25 protein-coding genes are annotated in these 26,351 nt (G+C 60.3%); 13 read left to right on the top strand and 12 right to left on the bottom strand.

Translation table 11 applies throughout. The annotated features are described in order from the left end of the window. The first annotated feature begins 46 nt into the window (after positions 1-46). On the top strand, positions 47-1,258 hold the full coding sequence (gene rluB, locus EJ576_RS15680; protein ID WP_025858414.1) for a 23S rRNA pseudouridine(2605) synthase RluB: 1,212 nt from the start codon (positions 47-49) through the stop codon (positions 1,256-1,258). A gap of 193 nt (positions 1,259-1,451) precedes the next feature. Here the strand turns inward: rluB and EJ576_RS15675 are convergent, their stop codons facing one another. Beyond that, positions 1,452-2,411, bottom strand: coding sequence for a leucyl aminopeptidase (locus tag EJ576_RS15675; protein WP_122728541.1), 960 nt, complete (start codon positions 2,409-2,411; stop codon positions 1,452-1,454). A 73-nt stretch (positions 2,412-2,484) separates the two neighbouring features. After that, entirely contained in the window at positions 2,485-2,622 is a 138-nt protein-coding gene (locus EJ576_RS29790; protein ID WP_003175756.1) for a hypothetical protein, read from the bottom strand. Positions 2,623-3,260: 638 nt separating this feature from the next. Here EJ576_RS29790 and EJ576_RS15670 point away from each other — a divergent pair. Both EJ576_RS15670 and arfB read left to right on the top strand, forming a co-directional pair. Further along, a complete protein-coding gene (locus EJ576_RS15670; RefSeq protein WP_095017415.1) occupies positions 3,261-4,682 on the top strand; it encodes an amino acid permease in 1,422 nt (473 codons plus the stop codon). A gap of 109 nt (positions 4,683-4,791) precedes the next feature. Next, on the top strand, positions 4,792-5,205 hold the full coding sequence (gene arfB, locus EJ576_RS15665) for an alternative ribosome rescue aminoacyl-tRNA hydrolase ArfB (RefSeq protein ID WP_122728537.1): 414 nt from the start codon (positions 4,792-4,794) through the stop codon (positions 5,203-5,205). Here the strand turns inward: arfB and EJ576_RS15660 are convergent. The 3 genes from EJ576_RS15660 to EJ576_RS15650 form a co-directional block, all read right to left on the bottom strand. Continuing rightward, entirely contained in the window at positions 5,202-6,398 is a 1,197-nt protein-coding gene (locus EJ576_RS15660; protein ID WP_122728535.1) for an MFS transporter, read from the bottom strand. The two genes, arfB and EJ576_RS15660, sit on opposite strands and share 4 nt — an antisense overlap. A 104-nt stretch (positions 6,399-6,502) precedes the next feature. Beyond that, a complete protein-coding gene (locus EJ576_RS15655; RefSeq protein ID WP_095017413.1) occupies positions 6,503-6,685 on the bottom strand; it encodes a hypothetical protein in 183 nt (60 codons plus the stop codon). Between the two features lie 350 nt (positions 6,686-7,035). Next, positions 7,036-7,347, bottom strand: a complete 312-nt coding sequence (locus EJ576_RS15650) for a DUF962 domain-containing protein (protein WP_016975413.1) — start codon at positions 7,345-7,347, stop codon at positions 7,036-7,038. Positions 7,348-7,508: 161 nt separating this feature from the next. On the opposite strand from EJ576_RS15650, the gene EJ576_RS15645 reads away from it, so the two are divergent. Beyond that, the gene (locus EJ576_RS15645; protein ID WP_122728533.1) at positions 7,509-8,567 is read left to right on the top strand and encodes an AraC family transcriptional regulator; all 1,059 of its coding nucleotides are present in this window, start codon (positions 7,509-7,511) and stop codon (positions 8,565-8,567) included. Here the strand turns inward: EJ576_RS15645 and EJ576_RS15640 are convergent. From EJ576_RS15640 to EJ576_RS15605, 7 genes are all read right to left on the bottom strand, one after another. After that, the gene (locus tag EJ576_RS15640; protein WP_028617711.1) at positions 8,524-9,978 is read right to left on the bottom strand and encodes a TrkH family potassium uptake protein; all 1,455 of its coding nucleotides are present in this window, start codon (positions 9,976-9,978) and stop codon (positions 8,524-8,526) included. The two genes, EJ576_RS15645 and EJ576_RS15640, sit on opposite strands and share 44 nt — an antisense overlap. 251 nt (positions 9,979-10,229) lie before the next feature. Beyond that, positions 10,230-11,573 carry an imelysin family protein gene (locus EJ576_RS15630; RefSeq protein WP_028617710.1) on the bottom strand — a complete coding sequence of 448 codons (1,344 nt, stop codon included), beginning with the start codon at positions 11,571-11,573 and terminating at the stop codon, positions 10,230-10,232. Positions 11,574-11,700: 127 nt separating this feature from the next. Further along, the gene (locus EJ576_RS15625) at positions 11,701-13,752 is read right to left on the bottom strand and encodes a bifunctional diguanylate cyclase/phosphodiesterase (RefSeq protein ID WP_123478525.1); all 2,052 of its coding nucleotides are present in this window, start codon (positions 13,750-13,752) and stop codon (positions 11,701-11,703) included. 161 nt (positions 13,753-13,913) lie between these two features. Next, positions 13,914-14,186 carry a hypothetical protein gene (locus EJ576_RS15620; protein WP_240037364.1) on the bottom strand — a complete coding sequence of 91 codons (273 nt, stop codon included), beginning with the start codon at positions 14,184-14,186 and terminating at the stop codon, positions 13,914-13,916. A gap of 73 nt (positions 14,187-14,259) precedes the next feature. Then, on the bottom strand, positions 14,260-14,856 hold the full coding sequence (locus EJ576_RS15615) for a superoxide dismutase (RefSeq protein ID WP_003175739.1): 597 nt from the start codon (positions 14,854-14,856) through the stop codon (positions 14,260-14,262). 178 nt (positions 14,857-15,034) lie between these two features. Further along, entirely contained in the window at positions 15,035-15,634 is a 600-nt protein-coding gene (locus EJ576_RS15610) for a LysE/ArgO family amino acid transporter (RefSeq protein WP_126570677.1), read from the bottom strand. Between the two features lie 5 nt (positions 15,635-15,639). Beyond that, entirely contained in the window at positions 15,640-16,041 is a 402-nt protein-coding gene (locus tag EJ576_RS15605; protein ID WP_016975404.1) for an ACT domain-containing protein, read from the bottom strand. Positions 16,042-16,139: 98 nt separating this feature from the next. Here EJ576_RS15605 and EJ576_RS15600 point away from each other — a divergent pair, with 98 nt between their 5' ends. From EJ576_RS15600 to EJ576_RS15560, 9 genes are all read left to right on the top strand, one after another. After that, positions 16,140-17,033, top strand: coding sequence for a LysR family transcriptional regulator ArgP (locus EJ576_RS15600; RefSeq protein WP_126570676.1), 894 nt, complete (start codon positions 16,140-16,142; stop codon positions 17,031-17,033). Between the two features lie 52 nt (positions 17,034-17,085). After that, positions 17,086-18,084 (top strand): NAD(P)-dependent oxidoreductase, encoded by a 999-nt coding sequence (locus EJ576_RS15595; protein WP_122728521.1) that lies wholly within the window; start codon positions 17,086-17,088, stop codon positions 18,082-18,084. 114 nt (positions 18,085-18,198) lie between these two features. Next, positions 18,199-19,044: an ATPase gene (locus tag EJ576_RS15590; RefSeq protein ID WP_122728519.1), complete on the top strand. Its 846-nt coding sequence runs from the start codon at positions 18,199-18,201 to the stop codon at positions 19,042-19,044. Positions 19,045-19,158: 114 nt separating this feature from the next. Further along, positions 19,159-20,418: an AGE family epimerase/isomerase gene (locus EJ576_RS15585; RefSeq protein ID WP_126570675.1), complete on the top strand. Its 1,260-nt coding sequence runs from the start codon at positions 19,159-19,161 to the stop codon at positions 20,416-20,418. 104 nt (positions 20,419-20,522) lie between these two features. Continuing rightward, positions 20,523-21,809, top strand: coding sequence for an ABC transporter substrate-binding protein (locus EJ576_RS15580; RefSeq protein ID WP_028617702.1), 1,287 nt, complete (start codon positions 20,523-20,525; stop codon positions 21,807-21,809). Between the two features lie 180 nt (positions 21,810-21,989). Continuing rightward, entirely contained in the window at positions 21,990-22,898 is a 909-nt protein-coding gene (locus EJ576_RS15575) for a carbohydrate ABC transporter permease (RefSeq protein WP_028617701.1), read from the top strand. Next, positions 22,891-23,736, top strand: coding sequence for a carbohydrate ABC transporter permease (locus EJ576_RS15570; protein ID WP_016975397.1), 846 nt, complete (start codon positions 22,891-22,893; stop codon positions 23,734-23,736). Before EJ576_RS15575 ends, EJ576_RS15570 begins: the two co-directional genes overlap by 8 nt. 2 nt (positions 23,737-23,738) lie before the next feature. Further along, positions 23,739-24,899, top strand: a complete 1,161-nt coding sequence (locus EJ576_RS15565) for an ABC transporter ATP-binding protein (RefSeq protein ID WP_016975396.1) — start codon at positions 23,739-23,741, stop codon at positions 24,897-24,899. An 85-nt stretch (positions 24,900-24,984) separates the two neighbouring features. Then, a complete protein-coding gene (locus EJ576_RS15560) occupies positions 24,985-26,331 on the top strand; it encodes a carbohydrate porin (protein ID WP_122728515.1) in 1,347 nt (448 codons plus the stop codon). Positions 26,332-26,351: the final 20 nt, after the last annotated feature.

Here is a 26,351-nt window from a genome sequence, read left to right as displayed (position 1 = left end):
CACTCTTCAGGCCACGCCTGAATCGACCCACCGGGAGGTGCTTAAGATGAACGACAAAGACCAGAACGACAGCCAGGAAATCGGCCCAGCAGGCGAAAAACTGCAGAAGGTGCTGGCGCGTATCGGCGTGGGCTCGCGCCGCGACGTCGAAGCCTGGATCACCCAGAAGCGCATCAAGGTCAACGGCGTCGAGGCCACCCTCGGCCAGCGCGTCGACCTGCACGATGCAATCACCATTGATGGCAAGGTCATCAAGCGTGAAGAGGCCGCCGAATCGGTGCGCCGCGTGATCATGTACAACAAACCGGACGGCGAAATCTGCACCCGTGACGACCCGGAAGGCCGTCCGACCGTGTTCGACAAGATGCCCAAGCCCAAAGAAGGCCGTTGGATCAACATCGGTCGTCTGGACATCAACACCACCGGCTTGCTGATGTTCACCACTGACGGTGAGCTGGCCAACCGCTTGATGCACCCGTCCTACGAGATGGACCGCGAGTACGCCGTGCGGGTACGCGGTGAAGTCGATGATGAGATGATCGAGCGCCTGAAGGCTGGCGTGGTGCTGGAAGACGGCCCGGCCAAGTTCACCGACATCAAGCAAGCGCCCGGTGGTGAAGGTTTCAACCACTGGTACCACTGCGTGGTAATGGAAGGCCGTAACCGTGAAGTACGTCGTCTGTGGGAATCCCAGGGTCTGGTGGTCAGCCGCCTGAAGCGCGTGCGTTTTGGTCCGGTGTTCCTCAACTCCGACCTGCCGATGGGCCGCTGGCGCGAAATGAGCCAGTACGAAGTCGACATTCTCAGCGCCGAAGTCGGCCTGACGCCCGTCGCTATGCCGCAGATGAACGCCAAGAGCAAAGACAAGCTTGAGCGTATGCAGCGTAAATCGTCGCGCCCAGTGGCTCGCACCGAACGGGTTGCCCGCACCCTGCGCCCGGCGCTGAATGCACCGGCGACCGGCGGTCGTATTTCCCGTGAGCCGCAGATTGAAGGTGAGCGTCGCCCAACCGCGCCGTCGCGCCAGGAAGGCGAGCGCGCGCCACGTGCGCCGCGTCCTGCTCCGTCGGGTGGTCGCAGCAACCGTGGTGAAGCCGATCGCCCGGCCGACAACGCCAGCACTAAGCGTCCAGCCAAGCCAGCGGCGAACAAGCGCCCTGGCCCGAAACTGGTCGCGGACGAGCCATCGGGCAAGCGCCGTGGCGCCCCGGCCGGTTCGGGTCAGCGTCCGGGTTTTGGTCGCAAGAAGCCGCAGTGATGCGCTAAAAGCTGCACAAAAACGCCAACCCACGGGTTGGCGTTTTTTTTGGATCTAGATTTGAAATGCAGTCAATTGTGGGAGCTGGCTTGCCTGCGATGGCGGTGGGTCATTGGGTAAATATGCCAACTGATCCACCGCCATCGCGGGCAAGCCCGGCTCCCACAGGGGGCCTCGTCATCCTGATCTCCTTCTAAAACGCGAAGGTGCCATCAAACACCGGCTTGTCGTCGAGCGCCAACACCCCGCTGGCAAAGATCAAATCCAGGTGATGACTGCCTTTCTGCCCGCCCCCCAGGCCCAGGTGCAACCCACAATGGCGCTCCTCAAACCCGGCATTGCGCGCATACAGATCTTTCACGCCTTCGTTGGTACCAATCCCCAGCTCCTCGACACGCCGGTTCGACGGGTTGGCGTTCAGGTACTTATTGAAATCATCCGCCAGCCCCGGCACGTCACTGGCCACGCTGCAGATGGTCGAGTTCTCGATCCACAGCTCCAGCGGTGACGCTAGCACGCCATATTTGCGCGCGAACGGGATGGTGCTGAGAAAGGTGCCGACAAACCGCACCTGGCCATTGATGGCCTCGCTGTGGGTGGCGATCTCGCCGGGGGCCAGGTCGTGGTTGCCGATGCCGTTGATGTTGGTCCACTTCTTGATACTGCTCATCGGCGCTTCCAGGCGTGAGCCGTGCTTGTCGGTAAAGCTCAACACCGTGGCCTGGGACATGCGCCGGATCAGCGTGGCATTGAGGTCGGCAATGCGCTGGGGCTCGACGCTGAAGGTGTCGTAGAAGTAGTCGCCGTAATCCTTGAACAGCAGGGACTTTTTCCAGTGCTCAGCCATCACGCCTTGCAGGGCGCGGATAAAGTCCGGGCCTTCGGCGCTTGGGTTGGGCAAGGTCGAGGAATCGTAGAGAAACAGGTACAGGTCGCAGGCTTCAATGGCCTCGGTCAGGGTGTCGCTGGCGGCCAGTTCCAGGCGCTGCAGCTGGAAGTTGAAGCGGGCGGCGCTGCTGTGGGTGATCGCCTGGGCGATGGCGTCGTAGCGCTCGGTATGGCCCAGCAGCACGGTGGGGCGGCTCAGGCCATTGAGGGCCGGATGGTGCGCGAGGTAGTAGAGAAAGTGTTCGACGGCGCGGGCCTTGTCCATGACGTACTTCCTTCTGTGCCTTGGGTAAGGGGGCAGGTGCCGTGCACGGCACCTGCCGAATGCCTGCCGGTTTTTAGAATGGCCACATCGCTGTGCCGAAGGGCACGACGGCATCGGCTTGCATCATTTCAACGGCGGCCTCATGGGTCGGCGCTTCAAACCAATCGTCGAGTTGCAGTTCGGTTTCCAGGTCGTTTTCCAGTGCTTGCATGGTGTATCTCCTAGAGGACGTTGTTTGAGAACGGCTTGCCAACGGGCTTCGCTGGCAAGTGGGAAGAACCTAGGAGAGAGTGTTTCAAAATGCAAAATTTTTATTGACACGGTTTCATTTGGATTTTTTGTTCTGTTTTTTGGGGCGGGCTATTTCTTGAATAAATACAGGGAGCTGGCGCGACTAATCCTTCGGAGATTTCCTACCGCCAATTTTTATCGAGATCATGGCTGTAACGTTAATTTTCCGTGCTGTAACGATTAATTTACGAGTAAATGGCGACATTATTGGTCGAACCAGCCCTGTAAGGATTACCTGACAGATCGTCGCACGCTTCTTTCGAGGGCGCCCTCAAGCTGGCGAGCGGTGTACAATCCGCCGCGTTTTACTGTGACCCCCTTGCGTAACCACGCAAAAGGCCAAGACCTCGGGGTTTATCCACCCTGATCACTCCGCCTGGCCACGAGCCGGACGGGTTCGATTTCGTCACAGATAAAAACAAACAGGTGACGCATGACCGTTAGAAAGACGCTGTACTCCTGGTGCCTGCGCTGGGGTTTGAGCGGCGCTGCTTAAGTCGGTAATTCAAGGCAGCAACCTGCATTCAACATCATCAAACCTTGCGTGAGAGCCTTTTCATGAGTGTTCCCCCTTCCTCTTCAGGCGAGCTGAAACGCGGCCTGAAAAACCGGCATATCCAGTTGATCGCCCTGGGTGGCGCCATCGGCACCGGCTTGTTCCTCGGCTCGGCCGGGGTGCTCAAATCCGCCGGCCCGTCGATGATCCTGGGCTATGCCATTTGTGGCTTCATTGCCTTCATGATCATGCGCCAGCTCGGCGAAATGATCGTCGAAGAGCCGGTCGCCGGTTCCTTCAGCCACTTTGCCCACAAGTACTGGGGCGGTTTCGCCGGCTTCCTGTCGGGCTGGAACTGCTGGATCCTGTACATCCTGGTGGGCATGTCGGAGCTGACGGCTGTCGGCAAGTACGTGCACTACTGGTGGCCGGAGATTCCGACCTGGGTCTCGGCCGCAGCCTTCTTCGTGCTGATCAACCTGATCAACCTGGCCAACGTCAAGGTTTTCGGTGAGGCAGAGTTCTGGTTCGCCATCATTAAGGTGGTGGCCATCGTCGGTATGATCGCCCTGGGCAGCTATCTGCTGGTCAGCGGCAGCGGCGGGCCACAGGCCTCGGTGACCAACCTGTGGGAACACGGCGGCTTCTTCCCCCATGGCGTCGGCGGGCTGGTGATGGCCATGGCGATCATCATGTTCTCCTTCGGCGGCCTGGAAATGCTCGGCTTTACCGCCGCTGAAGCGGACCAGCCACGCACGGTGATCCCAAAAGCGATCAACCAGGTGATCTACCGCATCCTGATCTTCTACATCGGTGCTCTGGTCGTACTGCTGTCGCTGACCCCATGGGACAGCCTGTTGACCACCCTCAACGCCTCCGGTGATGCCTACAGCGGCAGCCCGTTCGTGCAAGTGTTCTCGATGCTGGGCAGCAACACCGCTGCGCATATCCTCAACTTCGTGGTCCTGACGGCGGCGCTGTCGGTGTACAACAGTGGCACCTACTGCAACAGCCGTATGCTGCTGGGCATGGCCGAGCAGGGCGACGCGCCCAAGGCCCTGGCTAAGATCGACAAGCGCGGTGTGCCAGTGCGTTCCATCCTCGCGTCGGCGGCGATTACCCTGGTCGCCGTGTTGATGAACTACCTGATCCCGCAACACGCGTTGGAACTGCTGATGTCCCTGGTGGTGGCCACATTGGTGATCAACTGGGCGATGATCAGCTTCTCGCACTTCAAGTTCCGCCAACACATGAACCGTACCGGCCAGGTGCCGTTGTTCAAGGCGCTCTGGTACCCGTACGGCAACTATGTATGCCTGGCGTTCGTGGTGTTTATCCTGGTGATCATGCTGATGATTCCGGGGATCCAGGTGTCGGTGTACGCGATCCCGGTGTGGGTGGCGTTCATGTGGGTGTGTTACGGCATCAAGAACAAGCGCGTTGCGCAGCGAGCCTTGGAGGTGGCTGCTCCAGCAGTGAAGTGAGGCGTGCGTGAGATAAACCAAACCCGGCCTTGTGCCGGGTTTGTTGTTTCAGGAATGGCCGCGCGCATTCGCGTATCCTTGGTTGCCCCCACAGAGGATCCCGCTGCCTATGCTGGTGATTTCCAACAACGTCCACCTGCCCGATGCCGAGATTGAGCTGACCGCCATTCGCGCCCAGGGTGCGGGTGGGCAGAACGTCAACAAGGTGTCGAGTGCGATGCACCTGCGTTTTGACATCCCGGCGTCGTCGCTGCCGGAGTTCTATAAGGAGCGCTTGCTGGCGCTGCGCGACAGTCGTATCACCAGCGAGGGCGTGCTGGTGCTCAAGGCCCAACAATACCGGACTCAGGAGCAGAACCGCGCGGATGCGTTGGAGCGTCTGGTGGAATTGATCCTCAGCGCCACCAAGGTGGAGAAGAAACGCCGCCCGACCAAGCCGACCCTGGGGTCGAAAAAGCGCCGCCTCGAATCCAAGACCAAGCGCGGCAGTATCAAGGCCGGGCGCGGCAAGGTCGACTTCTAGTCGCCACGCGCCTCACGGGCCTTGGGTGCCTGGCGGTACAGGTACACGCTCAGCAACAGACCACCGAGGGCGGCAAGCGCGGCGAACAGGAAGATCGACGCAAAGCCGAAGCCGGCTGCCACAGCCCCGGCGAGTGGTCCGGTGATGCCCAGTGACAGATCGATAAATAGCGAGTAGGCGCCCACCGCCGAGCCGCGGCTGGAGGCTGGCACCAGGTTGACGGCTTCGACGCCCAAGGCCGGGAACACCAGGGAAAAGCCGAACCCACTCAACGCCGCGCCGGCCAGGGCCAGGTTTGCGTCCGGTGCCAGCCACAGCAACAGCAGGCCGAGGATCTCCACTGACAAGCAGGCAATCGCCACGCGAAAACCGCCGATCCGGTTGATCAGGTTGCCGAACAACAACCGCGCACCGATAAAGCTGGCGCCGAACAGGCTCAGGGCCCACACCGCGTTATCCCAATGCTGGGTGGTGTAATACAAGGTGATGAAGGTGGCGATGGTGCCAAAGCCAATGGAACCCAGCGCCAAGGCGCAGCCGTGGGGCAATACGCGGCCCAGCACATTCATGAAGGGCAAGCGTACGCCGGCAACAATCGGTGCAGCGACTTTGTTCCAGGCCAGCAGCAGGCCGACGATGGCCAGCAGGATAATGCTGACCCCCATGCTCCACAGTCCGAAATGCCTCACCAGCAACACGCCCAGTGGTGCGCCGACGGCCAGCGCGCCGTAGCTGGCGATACCGTTCCAGGAAATCACCTTGGCGGTATTCGCCGCACCGACTCGGCCGATGCCCCAACCGATGGCGCCCGAGCCCACCAGGCTTTCCGCGCTGCCAAGGACCAGGCGGCCGATCAACAAGCTGCCCAGGCTCAAGGCCGGCAGGCTTGAGAACCACGCCGCGAACAGCATGAACACACCGCTCAGGCCACAGCCCACCAGGCCGATCAGCACAGCGCGCTTACTGCCCAGGTTATCGATGATTTTGCCCGCATACGGGCGGCTCAGCAGGGTGGCCAGGTATTGCACGCTGATCACCAGGCCGGCAATCACCGCGCCGTAGCCCAGTTCACTGTGGACATAGCCTGGCAATACGGCGAGGGGAATGCCGATGTTCAGGTAGCCAATGAAGGTGAACAACACGATGGAAACAACTTGCAGCGTGACCGCCATGGGGCGCTGGGTATCGGGCATGGGAGAGGTCCACTGTCGCGGCAGGTAAAGATAGGCTGCTAATGATACCGGTGGTTTGGCTCGCGCAGGGCGGTAAAACGCAAAAACCTCAGCTCAGAAAGACGTCAGGCTTGGGTAGGGGCGAGCAATTGGGTGGTGACCAGGGCGGCCAGTGCGTTTTCCTGGGTGCCGAAACGCTTGAGCAGCAGCGCTTGTTTGTCGGCGCTGAGGCGGTTCCAGATCTCGACCATCTGCAAGGCAGCGTCGAGTACGGCGGTGTCCGGGTTGTCGGGGAGGGTATCGGTCATGGCGGGCGTCTCGATTGATTCAGGCAGTGTGGAAAGCGCTCAATGTTGCGCTTTCCACACGGTCTGGTACGGCGTCAGTCCTGGCTTTCGCTGTCGACTGGTTTTGCTTCTTTGGCCTCAGGCTGTTTGTCACTGGCCTGCTGCGGTGTTGGCTGCTCTGTAGGGTGCAGGCTTGGGAAGGGGAGATTAGGTATCTCGTGCATCGTCGTCGCTCCTCGCAAGGTCTGTTTTTTCAATCGCAGGTGATTCCGCGCTCTCAAAAAGCCTTGGCAGGATACAGCACTGCAAATGACAAAAAGATTTTAATGTCGGCAGATGGATGAACTTTCATCGTTTAAACGGTCGTTTGGCTAGAAGGGTACCTTGCCCAGGATCATGTCGCGGTACATCACGAAATCCCCCAACAGGCTGTAGAACGGGTGTTGAAAGGTCGCTGGGCGGTTCTTTTCGAAGAAGAAGTGGCCGATCCAGGCAAAGCTGTAACCGGCGATCGGCAAGGCGATCAGCAGGAGAAGCGAACCTCTGCCAATGGCATACGCCAAAATGCCGATCACCAGCGTGGTGCCGATAAAGTGCAGGCGCCGGCACGTGCTGTTGGCGTGTTCGCTCAGGTAATACGGGTAGAACTCAGCAAAGCTGTTGAATCGCTTGACGTTTTCCACGGTGACCGGCCCTTTTGATTGTTTTGCCGCCCAACAGATGTTCGGCGGGGAGCTTATTTGAGTCTAGAGTGATCAGTGGTAACAGCCAGTGACAATAGATGCCACTTTAGTATCCTTGGCTTCCTGGCTGCCGTTTGAGCCTGCTTTATTAAGAAGACGCCATGAGCGAACGAACAACTTCTGCAAGCTGGGCGATGGGGATAGTCAAGGCATTGGAAATGGACGGCCTGGATTGCCGCGCCTTGTTCAAGCAGCTCGGCCTCGACTACGCCGCCCTGAACGACCCCGATGCGCGGTTCCCGCAGGATTCCATGACCCGCCTGTGGCAGCGGGCGGTGGAGCTGTCGGGCAACCCGGCGATCGGCCTGAACATGGGCAAAGTGGTGCGCCCGGCGTCGTTTCATGTGGCCGGCTACGCGCTGATGTCCAGCAATACCCTGGCCGAAGGCTTCATGCGCCTGGTGCGCTACCAGCGGATCATCGCCGAAAGTGCCGACCTGAGTTTCAGATTGGTCCCTGAAGGTTATGCGTTGATTCTGACGGTGCACGGTGATCATCTGCCCCCCACCCGCCAAAGTGCCGAAGCCTCGCTGGCCAGCGCCCTGGCCCTGTGTGGCTGGCTGACCGGCCGTACCCTGCAGCCGCGCAAGGTGGTGTTGCAAGGTGAGCAACCGGCGGACCTGGCACCCTATAAACAAGCCTTCCATGCGCCGCTGGAATTCAACGCGCCCTATGACGCGCTGATTTTCGAACAGGCGGACATGGACGCGCCGCTGCCCACGGCCAATGAGGCCATGGCCCTGCTGCATGATCGATTTGCCGGTGAATACCTGGCGCGTTTCTCGGAAAGCCGCGTGACCCATAAGGCGCGGCAGGTGTTGTGCCGCCTGTTGCCCCAGGGCGAGCCCAAGCGTGAAGTGGTAGCCCAGACGCTGCACTTGTCCCAGCGCACTTTGCAGCGGCGCTTGCAAGAGGAGGGCACCAGCTTCCAGACCTTGCTCGACGACACCCGCCGTGAACTGGCCGAGCAATACCTGGCGCAGCCCAGCATGACCCTGCTGGAAATTGCCTACCTGCTGGGCTTTGCCGATCCAAGCAACTTCTTCCGCGCGTTTCGACGCTGGTTTGATGCCACGCCCGGCGAATACCGGGCGCGGTTGCTGGAAGTGTCGGGCGTCAGTGGCGCCAAAACGCCGGAATGCACAGAACAAAGACCGTAATGATCTCCAGCCGGCCGAGCAGCATGCCCAGCGACAGGATCCACTTGGCCGCATCCGGCAGGCTGGCGAAATTACCCGCCGGGCCAATGGTTTCGCCCAGGCCCGGGCCCACGCCCGAGACGGTACTCGCGGCACCGGTCAAGGCAGTCATCCAGTCCAGGCCGAGCAGCGACAAGGCCAGGGCAATGGCGCAGATGGTGATGGCGAAGAAGAACGAAAAGGTCAGGATCGAGCGTACGATTTCTTCGTCAAGACGGTGGCCGTTGTACTTCTGCTTGATCACCGCACGTGGGTGAATAAGCTGGTTCAAGTTGGCCTTGAGCAGGATATAGGCGACCTGGAACCGGAAGATCTTGATCCCGCCCGCCGTGGAGCCCGAGCAGCCGCCGATAAAGCCCAGGTAGAAGAACAGCATCAGTGAGAAGTTGCCCCACAGGCTGTAGTCGCCCAGTGCAAAGCCTGTAGTCGTCACCACCGACGTGACGTTCAGCGCCACATGACGCAGTGCGTCCAGCCAGTGCAGGTTGGTGGTCCACCAGTACCAGGTGCCGAGCACCAGCCAGGTCACGATCAACAAACCGAGCAGGCCTTGTACCTGCTGGTCCTTGATCAGCGCTCGGCGGTTGCCGCGCAATGTGGCCACGTACAAAGTGAACGGCAAACTGCCGAGGATCATCACCACCACCGCCACCCAGTGCACCGCCGGTTGTTTCCAGTGCGCCAGGGATTCATCAGAGGTGGAGAACCCACCTGTGGAAATCGCCGACATCGCGTGGTTGATCGCATCGAACAAGCCCATCCCAGCCCACCAGAACGCCAGGCTGCCGAGAATGGTAATACCCACGTAGGCCGCCACGATCAGCCGCGCCACCATGTGCGAGCGGGGCATGACCTTTTCCGAGCGATCCGAGGACTCGGTCTGGAACAGGCGCATGCCACCGATGCGCAGCAGCGGCAGGATCGCTACTGCCATGCCGATAAAGCCGATACCGCCCAGCCAGTGCAGCAGTGAACGCCACATCAGGATGCCCGGCGACATGGCATCCAGGCCGCTCAGCACCGTGGAGCCGGTGGCGGTGATGCCAGACATGCTTTCGAAAAACGAGTCGGTGTAGCTGATGTGCTGGGTCAGCAAAAAGGGCAACGCGGCGAAGATACACACCACCACCCAGCTTGTAACGGTCAGCAGGTACATGTCCCGCGGGCGCAAGTGCACATGCTCGGGACGACCGGGAATCACCAGCGCCAGGCCGGCGATAAAAGTGATCATGCTGGCCCACAGGAACGAGGGCAGGTCGCTGGTGCGTTCGAAGATCACCAGGGTTGCCATTGGCACGACCATGGCGATCGCGAGGGTGATCAGGAAGATGCCGATGATGAAACCGATGATGCGTAGGGTCGGCAACGCCATGAAGTGAGCTCGGGGTTATTGGGCAGAGGCGCCATTCTACCTGCGGTGCAGGTCTTGTAAACCGGGGCGTCCGAGGCGAAACCGGTCAAGTGTGGGAGCTGGCTTGCCTGCGATAGCGGTGGGTCTGCGAAACATTCGTCAACTGACAGCTCGCTATCGCAGGCAAGCCAGCTCCCACAGGAGTTGTGTGGTAGCAGGTAGCGCACACAAAAAAGGCGACCCGAAGGTCGCCTTTTTCTACACGCTACTGATCAGAACTCGTGATCAGCGCTGTCCGGGTTCAGGTCGCTGATGCCCAGCTTGCCCGCAGCGGCTTCGATCGAACCGGTCTGCTTGACCAGTGCCGCGATGGCGTCACGGACGATCTGATTGCCGGCATCGTTACCAGCAGCGATCAATTGGTCGTAGTGCTCACCCTTGTTGGCGTGGTCAACCATGACCTGGATCTTCGCTTCGGTGGCTGCCAGGTCGGCTTTGAGCGCGGTGTCGGCTGCCGGGTCGGCCTTGGCCACCAGGGATGACAGGCTGGCGCCGGTCATTTTGGTGCCGTCGACGCGGGTGTACTCGCCCAGGTAGACGTTGCGGATACCCTTGGCGTCGTAGAAGTGCGAGTTGTGGGTGTTGTCGCTGAAGCAGTCCTGCTCGTCTTCCGGCGAGTTGGCTTCCAGGGAAACCTTCATGCGCTCACCAGCCAGTTCGCCCAGGGACAGGCTGCCCATGCCGAACAGCATTTTGCGCAGGCCGTCGGTGGCAGGTTCTGCCTCCAGGGTGGCGCGGTAGTTGTCTTCGACGTTGGGTTTCCAGTTGCCGACCATTTCTTCCAGGTCGCTGACCAGCAGTTGGGTCACAGCGCTCAGGTAGGCGCGGCGACGCTCGTTGTGGCCGCCGGTGGCGCCGTCGCCGGTCAGGTAGTCCGACGCAGGACGGTTGCCGGCGCCTGGGCCGGTGCCGTTCAGGTCCTGGCCCCAGAGCAGGAATTCGATAGCGTGGTAGCCGGTGGCGACGTTGGCCTCGGAACCGCCCAGCTCGTTGAGGCTGGCGAGTTTTTCCGGGGTGATGTCTTTCACGTCGACCTTGTCTTCGCCGACCTGGATTTCGTTGTTGGCAATGATATTAGCGGTGGCACCTGGGTTACCCAAAGCGTGTTCGTAAGACTTGTCGACGTAGTCGATCAGGCCTTCGTCCAGCGGCCATGCGTTCACCTGGCCTTCCCAGTCGTCGATGATGGTGTTGCCGAAGCGGAACACTTCGCTCTGCAGGTAAGGAACGCGAGCGGCGATCCAGGCGGTGCGCGCGGCTTTCAGGGTTTCGTCGTTCGGCTTGGCGAGGAATGCGTCGATCGCGGTTTGCAGGGTTTTCGCGGTGGACTCGGCATCGCTGTAGACCGCGAACACCATGTCAGCGTAATGCGCGACCACGGCCTTGGCGGCGGCTTCGTCGACCTGGCCGGCAGGCGTGGCAGCCGCTGGAGCGGTAGTGCTGGCAGCCGGGGTCGGCGCCTGGGGCGCTGCGGCCTTGTCTTTACCTTCGCCGCAACCGGCGAGAGAAATGGCAATGGCCAGCAGACTGGCGGTGGCCAGGGGCATACGAATCATGGCGAACATCCTGCTTCGGTTGTTGATGGGGCGCGCGGGGGAGCGCAAAAACTGCGACATAATGCGAAAGATTTGCATTTTGTGTAAAGGGTTAAACGCGGGAAATATTCAGTATCGGTTTACCGGGTCAAAGAATTGCGGCGTTATTGCGTTCCGACTGCTTCAAGAACGCCGCCAGCTCTCGTGCCGGCAGGGGTTTGCTGTAGTGGTAACCCTGACCTTCATGGCAGCCTTCGGAGATGATATAGGCCTCCTGCTCGGCGGTTTCCACACCTTCGGCGATCACTTGCATGCCCAGGCTTTTGCCCAGTTGGATGATCGCCCGCACGATGGTGGCGTCGTCGTCATCATCCAGCAGGTCCTGCACGAAGCTCTTGTCGATCTTGATCTTGTCCAGAGGCAGGCTTTTTAGATAGCTAAGGGATGAGTAGCCGGTGCCGAAGTCATCAATCGCAATCAATGCCCCGGAACGGCGCAGGCTCAGCAGGTGCTGGGCGGCGGTGCTGATGTCTTCCATCAGGCCGGTCTCGGTGACTTCCAGTTCCAAGCTGCGCGGTGGTAGGCGGTAGATCTGCATCAGGTTGTTGACCACCCGCGGCAACTCGGTGTGGTGTAACTGCACGGTGGACAGGTTGACCGCCATGCGCAGCTCGGTGAAACCCAGGTCGTGCCATTCGCGTAGCTGTCGGCAGGCCTGGTCCAGCACCCATTCGCCAATCGGGATGATGGTGCCGTTCTGCTCGGCCAAGGGGATAAACAGATCCGGCGGCACCAGGCCGTGTTCCGGGTGCTGCCAGCGGATCAGCGCTTCCACGCCGACCACATGATGATCGCGGTAGCTGATCTGCGGCTGGTACACCAGGTGGAACTGGTCGCGGCTGAGGGCGTCGCGCAGGTCTTTTTCCAGCTCGCGGCGACGGCGCATTTCGCTGTCAACGCTGGCGATATAGAACTGGTAGCGATTGCGCGAGCGGGTCTTGGCGAGGGTCATGGTCTGCTCGGCTTTCTGCAGCAGCTTTTCGGTGCTGTCACCGTCTTCCGGGAACAGGGTGATGCCGATCGTGGCGCGCAGGCGGATGCCTTCGTGGTCGAGAGCGAATTCTGCTTCCAGGTCATCGAGGATGCTTTGCGCCAGTTCGGCGGCTTCGTAGGGCTGGTCGATATCGGCCTGCACCAGGGCGAACTGGTCGCCGCCCAATCGGGCCAATGCGCCAAGGCGACCGCTGTGGGCGCGCAAGCGGTCAGCCAACGCCAATAGCAGTTTGTCGCCAGCCTGGTAGGTGAACTGCTCGTTGACACTTTTGAAGTCGTCCAGCCCCACACACAGCACAGCCACACGGCGCTGGCGGCGGCCGGCGTCGATGAGGATCTTGTCCAACTGCTCCTGTAGCTTTTGGCGGTTCGGCAGGCCAGTCAGGAAATCGTACTGCGCCATGCGCAGCAGGCTGCTTTCAGCTTCATGGCGCAGATGGGTATTGCGTTCGATGGATTCAAGCAACTGATTGGCAGTATTGATCCACAACCCCAGTTCGTTGCGCTCGTGGCCCTTGAGCTGCGGGATCTTGTGTTCGCTGGGCCGGTCGGGGTTGATGGAGGTCAGGTGCCCGATGATCCGTGACAGCGGCTTGGTCAGCAGCCAGTGGTAGACCAGGTACAGCACCAGCCCCATCGCCAGCGCGCGCAACACCCCGGAAATAAAGATGATCACCGAACTGACAATAAACCCCTTGCCGTAGGTGGCCGTGTCAAGGGTGATGCTCAGGTCGCCGTAATACTCGCTGTAGGGGCCTTTGCCGACCAAAGCGGTGGTGAATGTGCGTTCCTGGCCGAGTATCAGATCGGTCAACCAACGGCTGGACGATTGCTGCAGGGCGCGGCTTTTTTCGGCCAGCATGGTCTCGTTGGGATGGCCGATGGACGCCATGCGCACGGCATCATCCTGGAACAGGCCCTCAATCACTTGCATGCCCATCTCGCGGTCCAGGCTGTAGACGGCCTGGGTCGAGGGGTCGCGAAACATGTCGAGGATGCGCTGGGCATCGCCGGCCACGGCCTGGCGCGTCTTGTAGGCATCGAAAACGATCTGCGCCACGCTCAGCGCTACGCCCACGATCAATGCCGACAGCAGCACAACCCGTAGCAACTTCACCGACAAGCTGTTCTTGAGTTCCAGCTTCAAAGGGTCATTCCTTGTTCCATGCGGGTGGCCTCAATATGCCATGAGTATTGGCAATCTGGTGAGGGCAGTCAAAGGAACATTGGGGTAAAACCGGGTTTGAAGGGGGAGGCGAGGCGGATTGCTGTCCGCCCGCCCGTTACGAGGCCGCAGCGGCGGGTCGTTTAGAACGTCAGCGTGCGTTTTCCGATTTCCTGTGTGTTCGAAAAATCCACCGATTTCTGGGTGGGTTCGAAAGTCTGGTCAAGCATCTTGCCCAAAGCCTTGGCTGCGACGTCAGCAAAGGGTTGGGCCAGCGGTGCGAGGGACTTGGTGATGTCGCCAGCGGTTTTGACGAGGTCGCCAACGATAGGCAGAGCTGCGAGTGCGCCAATGGTCATGGTGATTTCTCCGACAGATAAGAAAGGCTGATTCCTCTCCAGAGACTGCGTGGTCAAGGCTTGTCACTCGGTTCCATGGCGCATGAAAAAGCCCGGCATTCGCCGGGCTCTTTTTTACTGCAAGCAGTGCTTAGGCAGTGAAGGTCTTGCCTTCGAACTGCTCAGCCACGAACTTCCAGTTGACCAGGTTCCAGAACGCTTCCACATACTTTGGACGCACGTTGCGGTAGTCGATGTAGTAGGCATGTTCCCACACGTCGCAGGTCAGCAGCGGAGTGTCGCCGTTGGTCAGCGGGTTGCCGGCGCCGATGGTGCTGGCCAGTGCCAGGGAACCGTCAGCCTTTTTCACCAGCCAGCCCCAACCGGAACCGAAGGTGCCGACGGAGGTTTTGGTGAACTCTTCCTTGAACTTGTCGAACGAACCGAACGCGGCGTTGATGGCTTCAGCCAATGCGCCGGTTGGTTGGCCGCCGGCGTTTGGCGCCAGGCAGTTCCAGTAGAAAGTGTGGTTCCAGACCTGAGCGGCGTTGTTGAAGATGCCGCCCGAAGAGGATTTGACGATCTCTTCCAGGGTCTTGCCTTCGAACTCGGTGCCTGGCACCAGGTTGTTCAGGTTCACGACGTAGGTGTTGTGGTGCTTGTCGTGGTGATATTCCAAGGTTTCCTTGGAGATGTGCGGCTGCAGGGCATCGTGTGCGTAGGGCAGCGGCGGCAATTCGAAAGCCATGATGATTCTCCTAATCAGGTCAGTTGCGGTGAGCGCAAGGCCGATCACGGGCGGCCAAACAAGCGCCGGGGAGTTTGTACTCTTTGCGGCGCAGGGTCCGGATCATAGCACCGGGGGTGCGGCAAAACCACGCAACAACTGTGTGGGATAGAGGTTCCAGAGCGTTTTGGAATATTCCTCAGGCGGTGATCAGTTGATAGGCCACGCTGAACATCATCGCGGCCACCAACAGGTCGAGCAAACGCCACGTGGCCGGGCGCGCCAGCCAGGGGGCCAGCCACGCCGCGCCGAGTGCCAGGGTGGTAAACCACAGGAACGACGCGCTGGCGGCACCGGCCACGTAGGCGCCGGGCTCGGTCTGTTGGGCGCCGAGTGAGCCGATCAGCAACACGGTGTCCAGGTACACGTGCGGGTTGAGCAAGGTCACGGCCAGTGCGCTCAGCAGCACCGCGCGCAGTGAGCGCACCTTGAGATTGTCGCCTTGGTCCAGGCTTTGTTTCGAAAACGCCCGGCGCAGTGCGCAGGCGCCGTACCAGATCAGGAATGCCGCGCCGCCCCAACGTGCCACCGCCAGCAGCACCGGGCTTTGCGCCAGCACCGTCGCCAGGCCGAACACCCCAGCGGCCACCAGCAGGGCATCACACACCACGCATAGCGCGGCGACTGGCAGGTGATGTTCGCGGCGCAGGCTTTGCGCCAGCACAAAGGCATTCTGAGTGCCGATGGCCATGATCAGGCCCAGTGCCACCAGCAAACCATTCAGATAACTCTGCCACATAGCATTTACTCCGCGTCTGCTGCCAGTTGCCGCAACACCTGCAGGGCGCGCTCGGCATCGGCACGTCCGACGAACAGGTGGTCGTGGTAATAGCCGGCAATCACATTGCAACTGATGCCGGCCTGGCCCAGCGCACTGGCGAAAGCGGCGGTGAGGCCCACGGCTTCCAGGGCCGAATGCACGTTCAAGGTGATCCACGCGGCGACGTAGTCAAACGCCAGGCCGGCCTGTTCCGCTTGTTGACGTTCAACGATCAGGGTCAGGCCTTCCTGCTCGCGAAAGCTGCCGATCACCTCGCAGCCAGCCGGGATGCGGTTGTCGGGCACGGTGCAGAACACGTAGTCGCCGTCATTGAGCTGGGGGCTCATGCTGCGCAGCAGGGTTGCCAGGGCGGTTTCGCCAGCCATGGGAGGTTCCTTATAAAGAGAGAAGCGATGCTGGCTATTCTCAGGGTGCAGGCTGTATAAGAAAAACCAATATTGCTGATCGCTCATTAGAGAAACTGATGTTCGACTATAAATTGCTCTCTGCCTTGGCGGCAGTGGTGGAACAGGCCGGCTTCGAACGCGCCGCACAAGTGCTGGGACTGTCGCAATCGGCAATCTCCCAGCGCATCAAGTTGCTGGAGGCGCGCATTGGCCAGCCGGTATTGGTGCGGGCCACACCGCCGACGCCCACCGATATCGGCCGGCGCCTGCTCAACCATGTGCAACAGGTGCGCCTGCTGGAGCGTGACCTGCAAAGCCAGGTGCCAGCGCTGGATGAAGAGGGCATGCCCGAACGCCTGCGCATCGCGTTGAACGCCGACAGCCTCGCCACGTGGTGGGCCGAGGCCGTCAGTGGGTTTTGCGCTGAGCAGCATCTGCTGCTGGATTTGGTCGTGGAAGACCAGACCGTCGGTCTCAAACGCATGCGCGCGGGTGAAGTAGCGGCTTGTATCTGCGCCAGCGAGCGTCCGGTGGCGGGCGCGCGCAGCCTGTTGCTGGGTGCCATGCGCTATCGCGCGCTGGCCAGCCCGGCCTTTATCGCCCGGCACTTTCCCCAGGGCGTACGGGCGGATCAACTGGCGCGCACCCCGGCATTGGTGTTCGGGCCGGATGATTTCCTGCAGCACCGCTACCTGGCATCCCTCGGCGTGGACGGCGGTTTCGAGCATCATTTATGCCCATCGTCCGAAGGCTTCATCCGCTTGACAGAGGCGGGCCTGGGGTGGGGGCTGGTGCCGGAATTGCAGGTTCGCGACCAGTTGGAAAAGGGCATATTGGTCGAGTTATTGCCAGATAAGCCCATCGATGTGCCGTTGTACTGGCATCATTGGCGCAGTGGCGGGCAACTGTTGGGGTTGTTGACCAACCATCTGGCCCAGGCCTGTGGTCAATGGTTGGTGCCGTTGGAGTGATGGCGCGCGTCAAGGCAACAGCGATGAAAAACGAAAGAACATGGGGTAATACATGAAGATTCTGGTCACCGGCGCAAGCGGCTTCATTGGCGGACGCTTTGCGCGTTTCGCCCTGGAGCAGGGCCTGGACGTGCGGGTCAACGGGCGACGTGCCGAAGGTGTGGAGCACCTGGTCAGGCGCGGCGCCGAGTTTATCCAGGGTGATCTGAATGACGCCGACCTGGTACGCGACCTGTGCCGTGACGTTGAAGCCGTGGTGCATTGCGCTGGCGCCGTCGGCCTATGGGGCAAGTATCAGGATTTTCATCAAGGCAACGTGCTGGTCACCGAGAACGTCGTCGAAGCCTGCCTCAAGCAGCACGTCGGGCGTTTGGTGCATTTGTCATCGCCCTCCATCTACTTTGACGGCCGCGACCACCTGGGCCTGACGGAAGAGCAAGTGCCCAAGCGCTTCAAGCACCCTTATGCCGCCACCAAATACCTGGCCGAGCAAAAGGTGTTCGGTGCCCAGGAATTCGGCCTCGAAGTGATTGCCCTGCGCCCGCGATTCGTCACGGGCGCCGGCGACATGAGCATCTTCCCGCGCCTGTTGAACATGCAGCGCAAGAACCGCCTGGCCATCGTCGGCGACGGCCTGAACAAGGTCGACTTCACCAGCGTGCACAACCTCAACGAAGCCTTGCTCAGCAGTTTGCTCGCGCCGGGCTCGGCATTGGGCAGGGCCTACAACATCAGCAACGGTGCGCCGGTGCCGGTGTGGGATGTGGTGAACTACGTGATGCGTCAAATGGAAATGCCGCAGGTGACGCGGTATCGGTCCTACGGTTTGTCCTACAGCGTGGCGGCGCTCAACGAGGCGTTTTGCGCGATGTGGCCCGGGCGTCCGGAGCCGTCACTGTCGCGCCTAGGCATGCAAGTGATGAACAAAGATTTCACCCTCGACATCAGCCGCGCCAGGCATTATCTGGACTACGAGCCCAAGGTCAGCCTGTGGACTGCCCTGGACGAGTTCTGCAGTTGGTGGAAAGCCCAGGATCCGGGGGGCAAGTAAGCACACAAGCGGCAACACTTCGGGAACCGAATCCGGCGTTCCGAGTCGATCAGTGCGCCGGGAACGCGGTTTATACTCCCGTCGCTCGCCACTTCACCGATTCAGGGTTGATACATGCGCAACGATGCTAAAGACGACTTCGACAACGTTCCCAGCCTGCGGGCCGATGTCGGGGATGACGATGATTTCGAACCGACCCCAGCCACCTCGGTGCGCTCGCGCAACACCAAGGTGGTCAAGGTCAAGAGCGCCAGCACCGGGCCATTGTGGGCCTTGATCGGCGCGCTGCTGATTGCCTTTGCGGGCCTGGCCTGGTGGAGCTTCCAGCAGATCTCCCTGATGGGCCAGCAGTTGGTGGCCACCCAGGAAAGCTTCGCGCGCATCAGTGAGGAAGCGGCGGGGCGCCTGCAGGACATTTCCGGCAAGGTGGTGGCCAGTGAGGCCAGCGTCAACAACGGCAGTGAAGCGCTGAAACTGCAGATCAAGCAGCTTGAAAATCAGTTGCTGGAGCAGGGCAAGCAGCAAGTCGGCGTGGCCGGGCAGGCCACCGAGTTGGATAAGCGCCTGGCGCAAATGACCGCCAGCACCACCGACCTGTCCAATGCCAACAGCAAGCTGCAGGGCCAGGTCCAGGCGTTGACCGACGCCGTGGCGACACTTAAAGCGTCGCAAGGTGATGTCGGCAAGCGTGATAGTGAAATCAAAGAGCTTTCCGCTGACGTGGCTGCCTTGAAGAAACAGGGCAACCCGAGTGCCGCCATTGCACGTATCGAGCAGGACCTTGTGGTGCTCAAGAGCGCCCAGGAGAATCAGCCGGCCAACAGCGATGCACCGACCAATAAAGAGTTCGACGTGTTCCGCATCCAGACCACGCGCAACATCACCACGTTGCAAAGCCAGGTGCAGAACCTGAACCAGCAACTTAATGCGCCGGCGAAGATCACCCCTCTCGGCCAATAAGGCGGCGATGGAAATGTCACCACTTGGTGACATTTCCCATCCCCTTCGTTACTTGCCGCCACCTCGCCCTTGTTTAGACTCCGGTCATCCCACAAAAAACAATAAGGGCTACCCATGACCATGCAACCGCTGCCTGCCAGCAGTTGGCTGAACGCGCCTGCCCATCACGCCTGGCTCGCGGCCGAAGGTCAGCGCCTGCTGGCGTTTGCCAAGGCGTCCCGACTGGCCGACGGCTTTGGCAACCTGGACGACAAAGGCCAGTTACCGGCCGATGCCCACGCCGAAACCATGAACACTGCCCGCATGACTCACAGCTTTGCCATGGCTCACGCCTTGGGCTTGCCGGGGTATGCCGAGCTGGTTGCACATGGCGTTGCAGCCCTCAGTGGCCCGCTGCGTGACAGTGAACACGGTGGCTGGTTCGCCACGGCCTACGCCCTTGATGGCAACCGTGGCAAGGCCGCTTACCTGCACGCGTTTGTTGCCCTGGCCGCCAGCTCGGCGGTAGTGGCCGGTGCGCCGGGTGCACACACCCTTCTGACCGACGCCATCCATATCATCGACCAGTTTTTCTGGAGCGAGGAGGAAGGCGTGATGCTCGAATCGTTCGCCCAGGACTGGAGCGGCATCGAAGCCTATCGCGGCGCCAACAGCAACATGCACGCCACCGAAGCCTTCCTCGCGCTGGCCGATGTGACCGGCGATACACGCTGGCTGGACCGGGCGTTGCGCATTGTCGAGCGCGTAATCCACACCCACGCCGCCGGCAACCAGTTCATGGTGATCGAACATTTCGACACGCACTGGCAACCCTTGCTCGGTTACAACGAAGACAACCCCGCCGACGGCTTTCGCCCCTACGGCATCACCCCCGGCCACGGTTTTGAGTGGGCGCGGCTGGTGCTGCACCTGGAAGCCGCGCGCCTACAAGCCGGGCTCGCCACGCCCGAGTGGCTGGTGACCGATGCCAAGGGCCTGTTCGCCAGCGCCTGCGAATACGCCTGGTCCGTGGATGGCGCCCCCGGCATTGTCTACACCCTCGACTGGAACCAGCGCCCGGTGGTGCGTGAACGTCTGCATTGGACCCACGCTGAAGCCAGCGCCGCTGCCCAGGCCCTGCTCAAACGTACGGGCGAGTTGCATTACGAAACCTGGTACCGGCGTTTCTGGGAGTTTTGCGAAACCCACTTCATCGACCGTGTCCACGGCAGTTGGCACCACGAACTCAGTCCACACAACCAACCCAGCAGCAACATCTGGGGGGGCAAGCCGGACCTGTACCATGCCTGGCAAGCGGTATTGCTGCCTGCGCTGCCGCTGGCGCCAAGCATGGCCAGTGCCATCGGGGCTGGGCGCTATGTCACCAGATGGTGACATTTGTGCATCCCTTTGTTACCTGCGCCTGAAAAATCCATGTTTAAACTCCGTGCAGCGCAAGCCTAAGACTTGCATGCATAACAACAAGAAAAGGTACTCAGATGAACGCGATTAATCGCCTCGCCGTCGCTATTTCCATTGCCTCGTTGTTTCCTCTCTCTGCATTTGCCGCCGACTCGAAAGGTACGGTTGAAGTTGTGCATTGGTGGACCTCGGGCGGTGAGAAGGCGGCCGTAGATGTCCTGAAGGCCCAGGTTGAGAAAGATGGCTTCGTCTGGAAAGACGGCGCCGTCGCAGGTGGCGGTGGCGCCACCGCCATGACCGTGCTGAAAAGCCGCGCGGTCGCCGGTAACCCGCCAGGTGTTGCCCAGATCAAAGGCCCCGACATTCAGGAATGGGCGTCCACTGGCCTGCTCGACACCGACGTGCTCAAAGACGTCGCCAAAGAAGAGAAGTGGGACTCCCTGCTCGACAAGAAAGTCTCCGATACCGTGAAGTACGACGGTGACTACGTCGCCGTACCGGTCAACATCCACCGCGTGAACTGGCTGTGGATCAACCCGGAAGTCTTCAAGAAAGCCGGTATCACCAAGAACCCGACCACCCTCGAAGAATTCTACGCAGCCGGCGACAAGCTGAAAGCCGCGGGCTTCATTCCGCTCGCCCACGGTGGTCAGCCTTGGCAGGACAGCACCGTGTTCGAAGCGGTCGTTCTGTCTGTGATGGGTGCCGATGGCTACAAGAAAGCTCTGGTTGATCTGGATAACGCTGCGCTGACCGGTCCGGAAATGGTCAAGTCGCTGACCGAACTGAAGAAAGTCGCGACCTACATGGACGTCGACGGTAAAGGTCAGGACTGGAACCTCGAAGCGGGCAAGGTCATCAACGGCAAGGCCGGCATGCAGATCATGGGTGACTGGGCCAAGTCCGAATGGACCGCCGCCAAGAAAGTCGCCGGCAAGGACTACGAGTGCGTAGCCTTCCCAGGCACCGACAAAGCCTTCACCTACAACATCGACTCCCTGGCGGTGTTCAAGCAGAAAGACAAAGGCACCGCTGCTGGTCAGCAGGACATTGCCAAAGTCGTATTGGGTGAAAACTTCCAGAAAGTGTTCAGCATCAACAAGGGTTCGATCCCTGTTCGCAACGACATGCTGAACAAAATGGATTCCTACGGCTTCGACTCCTGCGCCCAGACCGCTGCCAAGGACTTCCTGGCAGACGCCAAGACCGGCGGCCTGCAGCCAAGCATGGCGCACAACATGGCCACTACCCTGGCGGTGCAAGGTGCGTTCTTTGATGTCGTGACCAACTACATCAACGACCCGAAAGCCGACCCGGCCGACACCGCCAAGAAACTTGGCGCTGCGATCAAATCGGCCAAGTAACGTCTGGTAACGGCTTTTTGTAGGAGCCGGGCTTGTGTGGGAGCGGACTTGCTCGCGAAGGCATCACCGCGGTGTAACGGTTACACCGCGCCGCCTGCTTCGCGAGCAAGCCCGCTCCCACACAAAGCCAGCGTCATAAGGTTTATTGGCTGGTCCTTTTTCCCTGTACTGGATTTTCCCATGAGTTCTGTTGCTGTGTTCAGCAAAGCCTCGCCGTTCGATGCACTGCAGCGCTGGCTACCCAAACTGGTGCTGGCGCCCAGCATGTTCATCGTGTTGGTGGGCTTCTACGGCTACATCCTGTGGACGTTTGTACTCTCGTTCACCAATTCCACGTTCCTGCCAAGCTACAAATGGGCGGGCCTTGCGCAATACGCGCGGTTGTTCGACAACGACCGCTGGTGGGTAGCGAGCAAGAACCTGGCCGTGTTTGGCGGGATGTTCATCGGCATCACGCTAGTGATTGGCGTGACCCTGGCGATCTTCCTCGACCAGAAGATCCGACGTGAAGGCTTTATCCGCACCATTTACCTGTACCCGATGGCGCTCTCGATGATCGTCACTGGTACGGCCTGGAAATGGCTGCTCAACCCAGGCATGGGCCTGGACAAACTCCTGCGTGACTGGGGCTGGGAAGGCTTTCGTCTCGACTGGCTGATCGACCCGGACCGCGTGGTCTACTGCCTGGTGATCGCCGCTGTCTGGCAAGCCTCCGGCTTCATCATGGCGATGTTCCTCGCTGGCCTGCGCGGTGTGGATCAATCCATCGTGCGTGCCGCGCAGATCGACGGCGCGAGCCTGCCGCGCATTTACTGGAGCGTGGTGCTGCCAAGCCTGCGTCCGGTGTTCTTCAGTGCGGTGATGATCCTGGCGCACATTGCGATCAAGAGCTTCGACCTGGTGGCGGCGATGACGGCTGGCGGCCCCGGCTACTCGTCCGATCTGCCGGCGATGTTCATGTACTCGTTCACCTTCAGCCGTGGCCAGATGGGCATGGGTTCGGCCAGTGCCATCCTGATGCTCGGTGCGATCCTCGCGATCATCGTGCCTTACCTCTACTCCGAGCTGAGGACCAAACGTAATGACTAGTCTCGCCTCCAAATCACCTATCAGCCTGAGTCGCATCGCGATCTACGCGGTGCTGATCCTTGCCGTGCTGCTCTACCTGGTGCCGCTGGTGGTGATGCTGCTCACCAGCTTCAAGACCCCGGAAGATATCAGCTCCGGCAACCTGCTGAGCTGGCCGACCGTGGTTACCGGCATTGGCTGGGTCAAGGCCTGGGCCACTGTGGACGGCTACTTCTGGAACTCGATCAAGATCACCGTTCCAGCCGTACTGATCTCCACCGCCATCGGTGCATTGAACGGTTATGTGCTGTCGTTCTGGCGCTTCAAAGGCTCGCAGCTGTTCTTCGGCCTGCTGTTGTTCGGCTGCTTCCTGCCGTTCCAGACCGTGCTGCTGCCGGCGTCGTTCACCCTCGGCAAAATGGGTCTGGCCAGCACCACCACCGGCCTGGTGTTTGTGCACGTGGTCTACGGCCTGGCGTTCACCACGCTGTTCTTCCGTAACTACTACGTGAGCATTCCGGATGCGCTGATCAAGGCCGCGCGTTTGGACGGTGCAGGTTTCTTCACCATCTTCCGTCAGATCATTCTGCCGATGTCGACCCCGATCATCATGGTCTGCCTGATCTGGCAGTTCACCCAGATCTGGAACGACTTCCTGTTCGGCGTGGTGTTCTCCAGCGGCGACTCTCAGCCCATCACGGTGGCGCTGAACAACCTGGTCAACACCAGCACCGGGGCCAAGGAATATAACGTGGATATGGCGGCGGCGATGATCGCCGGGCTGCCGACCCTGCTGGTCTATGTGATCGCAGGCAAGTATTTCGTGCGCGGCCTCACGGCCGGCGCGGTCAAGGGGTAATCATGGCTACGCTTGAACTTCGCAATGTAAACAAGACCTATGGCGCCGGCCTGCCCGACACCTTGAAGAACATCGAACTGTCGATCAAGGAAGGCGAATTCCTGATTCTGGTCGGCCCTTCGGGGTGCGGCAAATCCACGCTGATGAACTGCATCGCCGGGCTTGAGACCATCACTGGCGGCGCGATCATGATCGGCGACCAGGACGTGAGTGGCATGAGCCCCAAGGACCGTGACATCGCCATGGTGTTCCAGTCCTACGCGCTGTACCCGACCATGAGCGTGCGCGAGAACATCGAGTTCGGCCTCAAGATTCGCAAGATGCCCCAGGCCGATATCGACGCCGAAGTGGCGCGCGTGGCCAAGCTGCTGCAGATCGAACACCTGCTCAACCGCAAGCCTGGCCAACTCTCCGGCGGCCAGCAACAGCGCGTGGCCATGGGCCGTGCCCTGGCGCGTCGGCCGAAGATCTACCTGTTCGACGAACCGCTGTCCAACCTCGACGCCAAGCTGCGTGTCGAGATGCGTACCGAAATGAAGCTGATGCACCAGCGTCTCAAGACCACCACGGTCTACGTGACCCACGACCAGATCGAAGCGATGACCCTGGGTGACAAGGTCGCGGTGATGAAGGACGGCATCATCCAGCAGTTCGGCACGCCGAAAGAGATCTACAACAACCCGGCCAACCAGTTCGTGGCGAGCTTCATTGGTTCGCCGCCGATGAACTTCGTGCCCCTGCGCCTGCAACGCAAGGACGGTCGCCTGGTGGCCCTGCTCGACAGCGGCCAGGCCCGTTGCGAACTGGCGCTGAACACCACTGATGCCGGCCTTGAAGACCGTGACGTGATCCTGGGCTTGCGCCCGGAGCAGATCATGTTGGCGTCGGGCGAGGGCGACAGTGCGTCGAGCATCCGTGCCGAGGTGCAGGTCACCGAGCCGACCGGCCCGGACACCCTGGTGTTCGTGCAACTGAATGACACCAAGGTCTGCTGCCGCCTGGCGCCTGATGTGGCACCGCAGGTGGGCGAGACCCTGACCCTGCAATTCGATCCTTCCAAGGTACTGCTGTTCGACGCCAACACCGGCGAGCGACTGGGCACTGCTTCTTCATTGCCCGCACAGGGGCATGCCGACAATGTGGCCCAATTCAAAGGCCGTTGAAGCAGATAACTTGTTGTTTTAGATAAAAAAAGTAAACCGCGTTAGATAAAAACAGTTTAATAACAATAAAGACGAGGATGTAGGGATGAAAAAGCAACACAACAACACTCGGCTGATCTGCCAACTGTCAGCTGCAGCAGCCCTGGTATTGTCCGCCAATGCGATGGCAGACGATGCATTCAGCTCCAGTTCCAAGTGGATGACGGGCGATTGGGGTGGCGAGCGTACCAAGCTGATCGAGCAAGGTATCGACATCAAGGCTGACTACGTTGGGGAGATGGGCTACAACGCCAAAGGCGGTTACAACGACGACAAGACCGGTCGCTACTCTGACCAGTTCGGTCTCGGTGTGGCACTGGACCTGCAAAAGCTGTGGGGCTGGGATAACACCCAGGCCAAGATCCAGTTGACCAACCGTAATGGCCAAAACATCTCCAACGACCGTATTGGCGACCCGCGTGCTGGCACGCTGAGCTCGTCTCAAGAAGTCTACGGCCGTGGCCACATGGTGCGTCTGACCCAGTTCTGGATTCAGCACCAGATGTTCGACAACAAGCTGGACGTGAAACTCGGTTACTTCGGCGAAGGCGAAGACTTCAACACCTTCCCGTGCGACTTCCAGAACCTGTCGTTCTGCGGCTCGCAAGTGGGTAACTACGTCAACACCTGGTACAACTGGCCCGTCAGCCAGGCCGCGATCCGCGTGAAGTACAACATCACGCCTGAGCTGTATGCGCAGATCGGTGCGTACAACCAGAACCCATCGCAACTGGAGCACGGCAACGGCTTCAAACTCAGCGGCAGTGGCACCAAGGGCACCGTGATTCCGGTGGAATTGGTTTGGTCGCCGAAGGTCAACAACCTGCCTGGCGAATACCGTGTGGGTTACTACAAGAGCGCGGCTGATGCTCCGGATGTGCGTGAAGACGTCAACGGTGGCAATGCGGTCCTCACGGGTGAAAGCTTCCGTACCCGCAGCAGCAAGAAAGGCTACTGGTTCGTTGCCCAACAGCAACTCACCACGCATAACGGCGACGCTTCCCGCGGCCTGAACATCGCGGCCAACGCCACCTTCCACGACAAGGAAACCAACCTGGTCGACAATTACCAGTCGATCATGCTGGTGTACAAAGGCCCATTCGACGCGCGTCCAAAAGACGACATCGGTATTGGCGTGGCTCGCCTGCACGTGAATGATGACGTAAAGAAAAACTCTGAACTGCTCAACGCCGCCAATGGCGTGAGCGACTATGACAACCCGCTGTACACGCCGATTCGCGAGACCGAGTACAACGTCGAACTCAACTACGGCATCAAGGTGACCAACTGGCTGACCGTGCGTCCTAACCTGCAATACGTCGTCCAGCCTGGCGGCGTGGACAAAGTCGACAACGCGTTGGTGGCCGGCCTGAAAATCCAGTCTACGTTCTAACGCTGTTGCGATAAGCTCCT

Origin of the sequence: Pseudomonas sp. C 49-2 (assembly GCF_003970195.1) — a bacterium.
Classification (GTDB): domain Bacteria; phylum Pseudomonadota; class Gammaproteobacteria; order Pseudomonadales; family Pseudomonadaceae; genus Aquipseudomonas; species Aquipseudomonas canadensis.
Note: the sequence above shows the minus strand (reverse complement) of the source record. Positions and strands in the feature narration are given on the sequence as shown.

Bases quoted from the DNA above. Each gene is read 5' to 3' on its own strand.
- rluB (WP_025858414.1), top strand. From the start codon at position 47: ATGAACGACAAAGACCAGAACGACAGCCAGGAAATCGGCCCAGCAGGC.
- EJ576_RS15675 (WP_122728541.1), bottom strand. From the start codon at position 2,411: ATGGACAAGGCCCGCGCCGTCGAACACTTTCTCTACTACCTCGCGCAC.
- EJ576_RS29790 (WP_003175756.1), bottom strand. From the start codon at position 2,622: ATGCAAGCACTGGAAAACGACCTGGAAACCGAACTGCAACTCGACGAT.
- EJ576_RS15670 (WP_095017415.1), top strand. From the start codon at position 3,261: ATGAGTGTTCCCCCTTCCTCTTCAGGCGAGCTGAAACGCGGCCTGAAA.
- arfB (WP_122728537.1), top strand. From the start codon at position 4,792: ATGCTGGTGATTTCCAACAACGTCCACCTGCCCGATGCCGAGATTGAG.
- EJ576_RS15660 (WP_122728535.1), bottom strand. From the start codon at position 6,398: ATGCCCGATACCCAGCGCCCCATGGCGGTCACGCTGCAAGTTGTTTCC.
- EJ576_RS15655 (WP_095017413.1), bottom strand. From the start codon at position 6,685: ATGACCGATACCCTCCCCGACAACCCGGACACCGCCGTACTCGACGCT.
- EJ576_RS15645 (WP_122728533.1), top strand. From the start codon at position 7,509: ATGAGCGAACGAACAACTTCTGCAAGCTGGGCGATGGGGATAGTCAAG.
- EJ576_RS15640 (WP_028617711.1), bottom strand. From the start codon at position 9,978: ATGGCGTTGCCGACCCTACGCATCATCGGTTTCATCATCGGCATCTTC.
- EJ576_RS15630 (WP_028617710.1), bottom strand. From the start codon at position 11,573: ATGATTCGTATGCCCCTGGCCACCGCCAGTCTGCTGGCCATTGCCATT.
- EJ576_RS15615 (WP_003175739.1), bottom strand. From the start codon at position 14,856: ATGGCTTTCGAATTGCCGCCGCTGCCCTACGCACACGATGCCCTGCAG.
- EJ576_RS15610 (WP_126570677.1), bottom strand. From the start codon at position 15,634: ATGTGGCAGAGTTATCTGAATGGTTTGCTGGTGGCACTGGGCCTGATC.
- EJ576_RS15605 (WP_016975404.1), bottom strand. From the start codon at position 16,041: ATGGCTGGCGAAACCGCCCTGGCAACCCTGCTGCGCAGCATGAGCCCC.
- EJ576_RS15600 (WP_126570676.1), top strand. From the start codon at position 16,140: ATGTTCGACTATAAATTGCTCTCTGCCTTGGCGGCAGTGGTGGAACAG.
- EJ576_RS15595 (WP_122728521.1), top strand. From the start codon at position 17,086: ATGAAGATTCTGGTCACCGGCGCAAGCGGCTTCATTGGCGGACGCTTT.
- EJ576_RS15590 (WP_122728519.1), top strand. From the start codon at position 18,199: ATGCGCAACGATGCTAAAGACGACTTCGACAACGTTCCCAGCCTGCGG.
- EJ576_RS15585 (WP_126570675.1), top strand. From the start codon at position 19,159: ATGACCATGCAACCGCTGCCTGCCAGCAGTTGGCTGAACGCGCCTGCC.
- EJ576_RS15580 (WP_028617702.1), top strand. From the start codon at position 20,523: ATGAACGCGATTAATCGCCTCGCCGTCGCTATTTCCATTGCCTCGTTG.
- EJ576_RS15575 (WP_028617701.1), top strand. From the start codon at position 21,990: ATGAGTTCTGTTGCTGTGTTCAGCAAAGCCTCGCCGTTCGATGCACTG.
- EJ576_RS15570 (WP_016975397.1), top strand. From the start codon at position 22,891: ATGACTAGTCTCGCCTCCAAATCACCTATCAGCCTGAGTCGCATCGCG.
- EJ576_RS15565 (WP_016975396.1), top strand. From the start codon at position 23,739: ATGGCTACGCTTGAACTTCGCAATGTAAACAAGACCTATGGCGCCGGC.
- EJ576_RS15560 (WP_122728515.1), top strand. From the start codon at position 24,985: ATGAAAAAGCAACACAACAACACTCGGCTGATCTGCCAACTGTCAGCT.